This window comes from Stutzerimonas stutzeri (assembly GCF_024448935.1).
GTDB classification, from domain to species: Bacteria; Pseudomonadota; Gammaproteobacteria; order Pseudomonadales; family Pseudomonadaceae; genus Stutzerimonas; species Stutzerimonas stutzeri_AO.
In genome coordinates this window covers 1-8376 of sequence record NZ_JAMOIE010000139.1, presented here as the reverse complement: position 1 = coordinate 8376, position 8376 = coordinate 1, and the positions used below count along the sequence as shown (strand labels likewise).

Sequence of the window (8376 nt, the reverse complement as noted above, 5' to 3'; positions counted from 1 at the left end):
CCTTAGCGGCTGTGCTTACGAAGACTACCGTGGCGGCGTCGAGTTGCCGTGCAGACAGGTCGGGGAAAATTTGTATGTCATTACGCAGAAGTCCAGTCATACCAGACTCCCAGCTGATACAGTCTGGCCCACGCGGAGAAGTCGGCGCATAGACGACGCCCACTACTGGCTCGGAGTCCCTTAGCAATCCCACGGAAATGGCAGAGCCCGACCAGCCTGCCAAAAAATCGGAAGTGCCATCGTTGGGATCCACCACCCAGCAATAGCGTGCCCCCGTCAGTGCGCTCCCGGTCTCCTCTCCCCAGAAGTCACCCGCCTGCAGTCGTAGCAGCCTCTCGCGCAGCAGGATCTCGACTTCGAGGTCAATATCGGCCTTATCTTCTTCCCCGCGCGGGCCTCCCGGGCGAGCGGCCTCGGCGGCGATGAGCGTTCCGGCGCGCAGAATCAGTGGAATCACTTCGTTCAGCATGGGCTGACCTGAGCTTACGCCTTCCAACTGGCTCAGCGGCACTCCCTTGGAGGCTCGTCGAGGCAACGACTCAGAAATACTGAGTAGTTGGAAGCAGCTCATTCATCCTTGTACGACTCTGGAGGCACAGACTCCGCCTGTTCCTCGGCGAGTTCTCGCTCCCACTGGGCGACCAGGGCGTCGACGCGATCCGGAATCTTGGGCGTCTTCGACAGGACGAGGCGCGGCCCGTCGCCGACCCAGGCCTCGACCAAGTACAGCGAGCCTCCAACTTGGAGATCGAGCCGCTGCAGAACTTCGTCGGGGAGGCGCAGGGCTGGCTCCCCGTCCCAGTCTTCGATCGGCAGGTTGATCGGCATGGCCGCATTCCTTCTGTAATAGAGGTTTCCGCAGGGGAGGCGACGGCGGAGCGCTGTTCTCGGTTCCCACCGCTCAGGCCGTCAGTCGGGCGCATTCGTGACAGAGCCCAGCTTCTTGTCAGCTGCGTATGTCCTCGGCAGCTGAGAAAATAGCGCGCTCAGTTCGCAGCCGAGACAGATCAGAGCATGTCCCGTCTATATAGCAATGGCCACCCTCGATCACGTGGACGTAATTTGAGTACCCATCTCTATCGTCAACATCCACACGCAGCTCTTGTAGACGCTCCATTTTCCAGCCATCACTGCCATTCATGTAGCCGGGGCTGACTAGCATCACCTCTTCAACCCACATATGATCGTGCTGCTCGCTGAGCAGCCGCTCAAGCTCTGGCGGGGATGGGATCAGCAACGTCCTGGTGAAGCTGTCGTCACCGGCTACATACCCGATGGTGGTGTAGAACCAGGGGCACCTGAGAGATAGCTCCACATAGCGCCAATGGAGAGAGTTTTCATCCCCAAACAACCTTCCCAGGGGCATTTCTGCCTGGCGGTATGTCACAAACATGGCCTTCGCCTCACAAAATGAACACTATAGATTGTAGCTCTATAGTGTTCAATGGGGCCTTATCGTTCCTTTTGCGAGAGCAGCAAATGGAACTGAAACAGGCATTCGGTATCGCCCTGAAGCGACAGAGGCTGAGTAAAGGTCTCCCACAAGAGGCTTTCTCGAACGTCAGCAGCCGAACCTACCTAAGCACGCTGGAGCGGGGGCTCAAGAGTCCTACTGTCGAGAAGGTGCATGAGATTGCATCTGCAATGGGGGTTCATCCGCTGACGATCTTGGCCGACTGCTACCTGTTACAGGACGAAACGCTCACCATCGACGATCTGTTTTCCCGCATTCGCATGGAGCTTGTTCAACGCGAGCGGTCTGCCTGACACGGCATCCCTCCAGATGCACCTATAGGGTTCGAGCTGCACACCAAGTGGGGCGTGGTCGAGCTGAACGCTGCTGAATGGTCAATGGGGAAAATCACTGGTTAATGACTGTGCATTTGGATGGGTAAATCAGTGCAATTTCGCAGGGGGAGGCGACAGCGGAGCGCTCCCTGCGGTTTCTACGGCTCAGGCTGTTGGGCTGGCGAGGCGGTCGGGCGGCGAAAACTAACGATAATGTATTTTAGAACGCGCGCTGATCCGCGAGCGTCAGCGCGAGGGAATCGCCCTGGCCAAGCGATGTGACGCCTGCCGCCGTGGCCGGAAGAATGCCCTGAGCGACACCAGGTTCGCCGAGCTGTGCCATCGCACCGAGGCGCACGAGCCGAAGGCCACCCTGGCTCCTGAGTTCGGCATCAGCCGGACCAGCCTCTCTGATTACCTGCGAACCGGCGAGTAGCAGGCCGCATCCAATCTGATTGTGTTACGTAACCAAAGGAGTGAACATGTCCAAATTAGCTGAATTTCGTCGTGCCGAGCGTGAGCTGCAGAAGCAGATGGCCTTGCTGGAACAGTTGCAGGCCGACGCCAGCCTCCAGCGCGAAATGGAGTTCGAAGACAAGCTTAAAGCGCTGATGGCGGACTACGGCATGGATCTGGCGAAGGTGGCAGCCATCCTCAATCCGCAGCGGGTCGAGCTGGAGCCGCTTGTCCCGGCTGTCGTGAAGCAGCGCCGCCCCCGCCAGGTGAAGGTGTATGTGCAGCCAGCTACCGGCAAGCGTATCGAGACCAAGGGTGCGAACCATGCCCAGCTCAAGGCCTGGAGGGCTGAGTTTGGTGCTGAAGTGGTGGAGGGCTGGCGACTGGCCTGAGCCAACGCGGCCAAGTTTCGGGCAGCCTCACCCCGGCAGGGGCTGACAGCTGCTCGACCTTTAGAAGCAGACCAACAACAGCGGCCGTTAGTGCTGCGAAAAGCTGAGCTGATAGCTAGGCTCGACGGCAAAGTCATCCAGCGAGTTACTCCCCGAACCTGCCCCAAGAGCCTTCCCGCAATCGCGCTGGCCTGCAGCATCGACCGCAGCTACATGGAGCGCATCGAACGTGGCGAGATGAACATCACCGTCGAGAAGCTGTACAGCATCGCTAGCATGCTGAGCTGTGATCCAGCTTCCCTCTTGCCTCCAGTGTCGGAGTTACGGGGCTAGTCGATTCTGGAACTCAGGAAAACCCACTGCAGGCCATCGTCACGCTGTTCTTCTATCTTCCCGGCCAGCAGCACCTCATCGGCGGTAGGGTAATGACGCAACAGGCGACGCGCCTCAGTGCGCACGACCTCAGGCATTGTCTTGTCGCGAGACAAATCGACCAGAAACTTTCGGGTTTGAATGATTGAGCGGGTGCGCTCACTGGGCATCGTCATTCCGTTTTCCTTGCATAAATCTCATCTAGCTGAAGTGCTCTGCCTGGTCATTGGTGTATGGCGTCAGGCCGGCGGAGGGCCAGCCAGGGCCTTGCTCATCCAAGCGGGCATTTTGCAGGCCGCTAACTGCTTGAGTTCGGCCGGCGTCAGCTCGCTCTTGATCTTCGTTACTGAAGTCGAATTCACGCCTTTCCTGCCCAAGTAGAAGAGCGCTACAAGGGCCAGCCCCACCTTGGTTCCGGCATGCTGCAACTTTTCTGGGGAAACATGCCGGAGCCGTATCGTCAGGGCTCCGATTCGAATCTCTCGACTTGAGCCGCTCGTATACAGCACAGGCTGTGTTTGCATCTGGGTGCTCAGATGAAATGCCCTTGCAGCCTCCGCACCATGCACTTGGATCGTTTCGTGATTTTGCTTGGCGATCACCCGGATCACGGCCAAGGCGCTGGGTCGAACCCTGCCGACATACGGACTGATCTTCGGCCGCATGTAGATCCCTCGAGTGATCCGCTCCAGCTCGCCAGCGCTCACCAGCCGGGCTATCGCCTTGCCGACAGCAGAGCGTGACCCCAGCCCTGCAAAACGTCGAGAGCTGAACGGTCGCCCCTTGGGCATGTATTTCACCTGTTGCCAGAGGGTGGAGGCTATGGACATGGTGCATCCATGCGATCAGAGAGCGTGCCGCTCATGGGCGCCAACCGAATCTACATGCCGTACTTGCCGGTGTTGTCACCGCCGCCCAACCCGCCGGCCGTCGTCAGCAGCTTGTAGATCACCCTAGCAAACGCCCGGCTCTTGGCCATGTTATCGAGCACTTCCAGCGACAGCTTTTTATGGTCGGTCATGGCCTCGAGCACGATGTCTTCCACGCGCTAGGGGAACAGGCCGTGTATCACCTGTTCGGCGGGGTGGCTGTTGACCTGGGCCATGACGTACTCCCAAGGCGGCTGTTGACTGAAGCGGAGGAGAGTTCATTTGCCCGGGACGGCGAGTTATCCAAGAAAAGGTGCCAGTCCCAGAGGGCGGGGGGGCTGTCTGGCCCACTGGGCGAATGGCATCTTTCCAGTCTGACGTGCGCAGGCAGCCTCATCAAGAGGCTTGTCTATGCCAATCGCGGTCATCTTTGATGGAGTCGGCACTCTCCTCCGGATTCAAGGTGGTCAGCATCCCTACCCTCGACTGCTCAAACTCGGCAAGGCCCGCGGCTGTAGTCCGCGCACAGACGACATCGATTTCCTGAGGCATCAACCGCTGACGCTATCAGGCTCAACCCGATTTCTGGGGATGCGGGCCGCCTCGGATGAGTTGGCTGTTCTGGAGCAGGTACTTGCTGACGAGGTGGAGTGTATTGAGCCTTACCCGGGTGAACGCAATGCACTCTGTCTGCTGCCGAACCGTAGGATCCGCGTGTGAGGGGGGCGACTCTCGCCTCGGAGGGAGTGACCTTTGAGCGACAGAAAGGCATGGCAACCATAGCCTGTGCGCTTCTATAGCTCCCCATGTGAAAAATCAATAGGCCCTTGGGCAAGCGGACTCGCTCTTTACCAGTGTTTGCTGAGCTCGATCAACTGGTCGACCACATAACGGACCTTGGGTCTCAGGTGCGAGGTCTTCGGCCATAGTGCGTAGATGTCCACCGGATCCGGTTCCAGTTCGGCCAGCACCTCCACCAGTCGTCCGTCAGTTATGTGCTGGCGGAACAGGTAGAGCGGCATCTGGCACAAGCCCAGACCGGCCAGGGTGGCGTCGATCATGGCGGCGCCATCGCTGAACTGGTGGGTGGAGGGCGGGGCAAAGCGGATGTTCTGGCCCTCGCTGCAAAGGCGCCAGGACAAGGGCAATCCACGCCTGAAGCCAACGATGCAGTCATGCCGCTCCAGGCTGTGTAGCCCGTCGGGATAGCCCTGTCTCGCAAGGTATTCGGGAGAGCCGCAGATGACCCAGCGCTGGCTTGCCAACTTGCGCGCCACCAGATTGCTCTGGTCGCCGATTTCCCCGAAGCGGATCATCAGGTCGACACCTTCCTCGATGGGATCGATCAGGTGATCGCTGAAGGAGAGGCTCAACTTCAGACGCGGAAACTGTTTGGCCAGTGACAGCAGCATCGGCATGATCACCTGCCGACCGAAGGCCACCGGCATGTCCACGCGCAAGCGGCCGGCTGGCTCGTTGGCCCTAGGGCCGAGGCTGTCTTCGGCGCCCTTGATTTCATCCAGTGCCGCCGCGCAGGCGGCGAAATAGGCCTCGCCGTCGGCGGAGAGGCGAATGCGCCGGGTCGTGCGGTGGAACAACTGGGTTCCCAGCCGTTCCTCCAGCCTGGAGATTGCCTTGCCCACCGCCGACTTGGAGACGCCAAGATGCTCGGCGGCCTCGGTGAAACTGGAGGAGCGGGCAGCGGTGACGAAGGTGATGACTCCGTTCAGCGATTCGATCTGCATCATTCGGCTTTCTTATGTTGACTTATTTTCTACTCAGTTAAGAGTTTTTGCCTGTTTATCTGAATCTTTGTCGACTATAGCATGATCCCCCATCTGGATTGGCGCCTTGGAACAAGGGCCACCATTCGATAGCCCCACCTACCACCGGAGTCATCAATGACCACTGCAGACAAGCAGAAGCACGCCCTGATCCTTGGCGCATCGCGAGGCCTCGGCCTCGGGCTGGTTCAGAAATACCTGGAGCAAGGCTGGAAAGTCTTGGCGACCGAGCGCGCTCCGGGGCCGGACACTCGTCTGGGGCATCTGGCCGAGAAATTCTCTCAGGCACTGCGTGTGGAGCAGCTCGACATCAATGACCAGAAGCAGATCGAACAGCTTGCCGAGAAGCTGAAAGGTGCCACTTTCGATCTGCTGTTTGTGGTCGCCGGTGTGAGCGACGATCCGCAGCAGCTGTCCAGCCAGATCAGCAACGACGAGTTTGCCCACCTGATGCTGACCAATGCCCTCAGCCCCATGCGAGCGCTCGAAGCCTTCAGTGCCAATGTTCCGGCCGAGGGGGTCGTGGCCGTCATGTCTTCCGCCCTGGGTAGCGTCAGCACCAACACTGAAGGTGGCTACGAGTCCTATCGGGCCAGCAAGGCCGCACTGAACTCGCTGCTGCGCAGTTTCAGCGCGCGCAAGAAGGATGAGCGGACCTACATTGCCATGATGCCGGGCTGGGTACGCACCGACATGGGGGGCCCGGAGGCTCCCGTTGCGGTCGAGGAAAGCACCGATGGCATGGCCAAGGCCATTGCCGCACGCCAGGGTAACGCTGGCGTGTTCTTCATTGACTTCCAGGGCAACGAAATCGCCTGGTGATGGCTATGGTGGCGGGCATTTCCCGCCCGCCTCTGGCGATCCAGGCAAGGACGTTGTCCGGCAACGATCCGCCAAGTATGCCCGCGTGCCTACTTGGCCCGGCATGAAGAAACGCGTTCTAAATGTCCGGCAGGGTGAATACATGAAGGTCTTTGTCACTGGCGTCACGGGCTACATCGGCGGTTCCGTTGCAATGCGACTGCTTGAGGCGGGACATTCGGTGCGTGGCCTGGCACGAAATGAGGGGCAGTTCGACGCCCTGCGCGCCCTCGGTATCGAGCCCGTACATGGCAGTCTCGACGATACTCAACTGCTGATGCGTGAGGCGCGAGCCGCTGACGCCGTCATCAATGCAGCCAGCAGCGATCACCGTGGCGCGGTGGAGTCGCTGCTCGCGGCGCTCGCCGGGAGCGGCAAGGCGCTTCTGCACACCAGCGGCTCCAGCGTTGTGGGGGATGCGGCAGCAGGCACCCGGCTCAATGGCAAGGTCTACGACGAGCGTACGCCCCTTGATGTCATGCCGGAGAAGTCCGCACGCCACGCTCTGGATACTCTCGTCTGCCAAACCGAGGGCGTGCGGGGCATCGTACTGTGCAACAGCCTGATCTATGGCCGGGGCAGAGGCTTGCAGCGGGACAGCGTGCAGGTTCCGGCTCTGGTCAGCCAGGCGCAGGAAAGCGGTGTGGTCCGGACGGTCGGGCCGGGCCTCAATCGCTGGTCGACCATTCATGTCGAGGACATGAGCGACCTTTACCTGCTGACGCTTGAGCAGGCGAAGGGGAGGGGATTCTATTTCGTCGAGAACGGCGAATCGTCCTTTGCCGAGATAGCCCAGTCTATCGCCTGGCGCCTCGGCATTTCTCGTATCGAGCAATGGACCGAAGCGGAAGCGACCAGCTACTGGGGGCTCAACAAGGCGCGCTATTCGCTCGGTTCGAACAGCCGCGTGCGCGCCACGCGGGCTCGCGAGGAGCTGGGCTGGAAGCCCCGCCACCCGTCGGTCATCCAATGGGTCGAAGAAAATCTCTGACCGGCACTGCTTGAATCCCGATTCAATCGATGCGCAGCGTCACGGGACCTCGATCATTCACCACAGACAACGAAGGCAAACCATGAGCGATGTAATCGTCAACATCTTCAATCTGAGTCTCGAACCTCAAAACTTCCCGGCCTTCAAGGCGCTGGTCGCGGAGATCGTCGAAGCAACGCGCCAGGAACCTGGCACCTTGACCTACGAGTACAGCGTGAGCAGCGACCAGCGATCGGTTCACATCATCGAACGCTATCGCTCCGAAGGGTTGGTCTCGCACATCGACCAGACCTTCGCCCCTTTTGCCAAGCGCTTTCTTGACCTGGTTACGGTCACTGGCTTGGTTGTCTATGGCAACCCCGACGCCGAGGCACGTAAACGCCTGGATGGCTTCGGTGCGGTCTACATGACCCCGTTCGACGGCTTCACTCGCTGAGTGATGCGGGGCAGGGCGGAGACGATCTGGCTTGTTGAAGCAGATTTTTTCCAGCTTCGACCAAGGTTCGTCACTGAGCATCAATCGGGGCATTGCATACCCGCAGGCTTATTGGTGTAGGAACCTCAATTCTGCGGGTTTGCCTCTCTTCCTCAAGGCCTCCAGCGCGAAACGTCAACAGACCTTAGGCCATCAAGACCCAAGATGGTGAAGATTTCCACGACTCGCTTCCCGGTTAATCGCAATGCTGCTCCGCTTAGGTGAGCAGCATTGCACCACAGGTCTTCTACGGTAAATTACATTCAGATGTGACGTAGAAAACCCGCATCACAACCAGGTTCCGCCCTGGCGTTCATCTGGCTCGTTGAGATCGCTAGCGTCGAAGCCGTGGATCCAATCGAGGTGATGCAGCATGGCCTCATGTGAG

Annotated in this window: 13 protein-coding genes and 2 pseudogenes; 8 read left to right on the top strand and 7 right to left on the bottom strand. The window is 59.5% G+C overall.

Annotation, left to right across the window (positions count from 1 at the left end; genetic code table 11):
• From NA637_RS23350 to NA637_RS23340, 3 genes are all read right to left on the bottom strand, one after another.
• Positions 1 to 469: inositol monophosphatase family protein (locus NA637_RS23350; RefSeq protein ID WP_336605513.1), on the bottom strand; the 469-nt coding region annotated here is incomplete at its 3' end.
• Between the two features lie 98 nt (positions 470 to 567).
• On the bottom strand, positions 568 to 828 hold the full coding sequence (locus tag NA637_RS23345; RefSeq protein WP_108233648.1) for a hypothetical protein: 261 nt from the start codon (positions 826 to 828) through the stop codon (positions 568 to 570).
• 118 nt (positions 829 to 946) lie between these two features.
• Complete coding sequence (locus NA637_RS23340; RefSeq protein ID WP_108233649.1) at positions 947 to 1393, bottom strand: hypothetical protein; 447 nt, start codon at positions 1391 to 1393, stop codon at positions 947 to 949.
• Between the two features lie 86 nt (positions 1394 to 1479).
• Between NA637_RS23340 and NA637_RS23335 the strand changes: the two genes are divergently transcribed.
• From NA637_RS23335 to NA637_RS23320, 4 genes and pseudogenes are all read left to right on the top strand, one after another.
• A complete protein-coding gene (locus NA637_RS23335; RefSeq protein ID WP_108233678.1) occupies positions 1480 to 1767 on the top strand; it encodes a helix-turn-helix domain-containing protein in 288 nt (95 codons plus the stop codon).
• 244 nt (positions 1768 to 2011) lie between these two features.
• A pseudogene (locus NA637_RS23330) lies at positions 2012 to 2224 on the top strand (recombinase family protein); the annotation flags it as partial.
• Positions 2225 to 2270: 46 nt separating this feature from the next.
• On the top strand, positions 2271 to 2636 hold the full coding sequence (locus tag NA637_RS23325; RefSeq protein ID WP_108233650.1) for a histone-like nucleoid-structuring protein, MvaT/MvaU family: 366 nt from the start codon (positions 2271 to 2273) through the stop codon (positions 2634 to 2636).
• 135 nt (positions 2637 to 2771) lie between these two features.
• On the top strand, positions 2772 to 2969 hold the full coding sequence (locus NA637_RS23320) for a helix-turn-helix domain-containing protein (protein WP_108233679.1): 198 nt from the start codon (positions 2772 to 2774) through the stop codon (positions 2967 to 2969).
• Here NA637_RS23320 and NA637_RS23315 read toward each other — a convergent pair.
• From NA637_RS23315 to NA637_RS23305, 3 genes and pseudogenes are all read right to left on the bottom strand, one after another.
• Positions 2966 to 3184 carry a BPSL0761 family protein gene (locus NA637_RS23315; RefSeq protein WP_108233651.1) on the bottom strand — a complete coding sequence of 73 codons (219 nt, stop codon included), beginning with the start codon at positions 3182 to 3184 and terminating at the stop codon, positions 2966 to 2968. The genes NA637_RS23320 and NA637_RS23315 overlap by 4 nt on opposite strands.
• Before the next feature lie 63 nt (positions 3185 to 3247).
• Positions 3248 to 3838, bottom strand: coding sequence for a DUF6088 family protein (locus tag NA637_RS23310; RefSeq protein ID WP_167399120.1), 591 nt, complete (start codon positions 3836 to 3838; stop codon positions 3248 to 3250).
• Between the two features lie 50 nt (positions 3839 to 3888).
• A pseudogene (locus NA637_RS23305) lies at positions 3889 to 4122 on the bottom strand (hypothetical protein); the annotation flags it as partial.
• Positions 4123 to 4288: 166 nt separating this feature from the next.
• On the opposite strand from NA637_RS23305, the gene NA637_RS23300 reads away from it, so the two are divergent.
• Entirely contained in the window at positions 4289 to 4597 is a 309-nt protein-coding gene (locus NA637_RS23300) for a hypothetical protein (protein WP_108233652.1), read from the top strand.
• 128 nt (positions 4598 to 4725) lie between these two features.
• Here the strand turns inward: NA637_RS23300 and NA637_RS23295 are convergent, their stop codons facing one another.
• Entirely contained in the window at positions 4726 to 5625 is a 900-nt protein-coding gene (locus tag NA637_RS23295; RefSeq protein ID WP_108233653.1) for a LysR family transcriptional regulator, read from the bottom strand.
• Positions 5626 to 5778: 153 nt separating this feature from the next.
• Here NA637_RS23295 and NA637_RS23290 point away from each other — a divergent pair, with 153 nt between their 5' ends.
• From NA637_RS23290 to NA637_RS23280, 3 genes are all read left to right on the top strand, one after another.
• Complete coding sequence (locus NA637_RS23290) at positions 5779 to 6483, top strand: SDR family NAD(P)-dependent oxidoreductase (protein ID WP_108233654.1); 705 nt, start codon at positions 5779 to 5781, stop codon at positions 6481 to 6483.
• A gap of 142 nt (positions 6484 to 6625) precedes the next feature.
• Positions 6626 to 7513 (top strand): NAD-dependent epimerase/dehydratase family protein, encoded by an 888-nt coding sequence (locus tag NA637_RS23285; protein WP_108233655.1) that lies wholly within the window; start codon positions 6626 to 6628, stop codon positions 7511 to 7513.
• Positions 7514 to 7595: 82 nt separating this feature from the next.
• Positions 7596 to 7949 carry a putative quinol monooxygenase gene (locus NA637_RS23280; protein ID WP_108233656.1) on the top strand — a complete coding sequence of 118 codons (354 nt, stop codon included), beginning with the start codon at positions 7596 to 7598 and terminating at the stop codon, positions 7947 to 7949.
• Positions 7950 to 8376: the final 427 nt, after the last annotated feature.

Bases quoted from the DNA above. Each gene is read 5' to 3' on its own strand.
- NA637_RS23335 (WP_108233678.1), top strand. From the start codon at position 1,480: ATGGAACTGAAACAGGCATTCGGTATCGCCCTGAAGCGACAGAGGCTG.
- NA637_RS23325 (WP_108233650.1), top strand. From the start codon at position 2,271: ATGTCCAAATTAGCTGAATTTCGTCGTGCCGAGCGTGAGCTGCAGAAG.
- NA637_RS23300 (WP_108233652.1), top strand. From the start codon at position 4,289: ATGCCAATCGCGGTCATCTTTGATGGAGTCGGCACTCTCCTCCGGATT.
- NA637_RS23290 (WP_108233654.1), top strand. From the start codon at position 5,779: ATGACCACTGCAGACAAGCAGAAGCACGCCCTGATCCTTGGCGCATCG.
- NA637_RS23295 (WP_108233653.1), bottom strand. From the start codon at position 5,625: ATGATGCAGATCGAATCGCTGAACGGAGTCATCACCTTCGTCACCGCT.
- NA637_RS23315 (WP_108233651.1), bottom strand. From the start codon at position 3,184: ATGACGATGCCCAGTGAGCGCACCCGCTCAATCATTCAAACCCGAAAG.
- NA637_RS23280 (WP_108233656.1), top strand. From the start codon at position 7,596: ATGAGCGATGTAATCGTCAACATCTTCAATCTGAGTCTCGAACCTCAA.
- NA637_RS23340 (WP_108233649.1), bottom strand. From the start codon at position 1,393: ATGTTTGTGACATACCGCCAGGCAGAAATGCCCCTGGGAAGGTTGTTT.
- NA637_RS23310 (WP_167399120.1), bottom strand. From the start codon at position 3,838: ATGTCCATAGCCTCCACCCTCTGGCAACAGGTGAAATACATGCCCAAG.
- NA637_RS23345 (WP_108233648.1), bottom strand. From the start codon at position 828: ATGCCGATCAACCTGCCGATCGAAGACTGGGACGGGGAGCCAGCCCTG.
- NA637_RS23285 (WP_108233655.1), top strand. From the start codon at position 6,626: ATGAAGGTCTTTGTCACTGGCGTCACGGGCTACATCGGCGGTTCCGTT.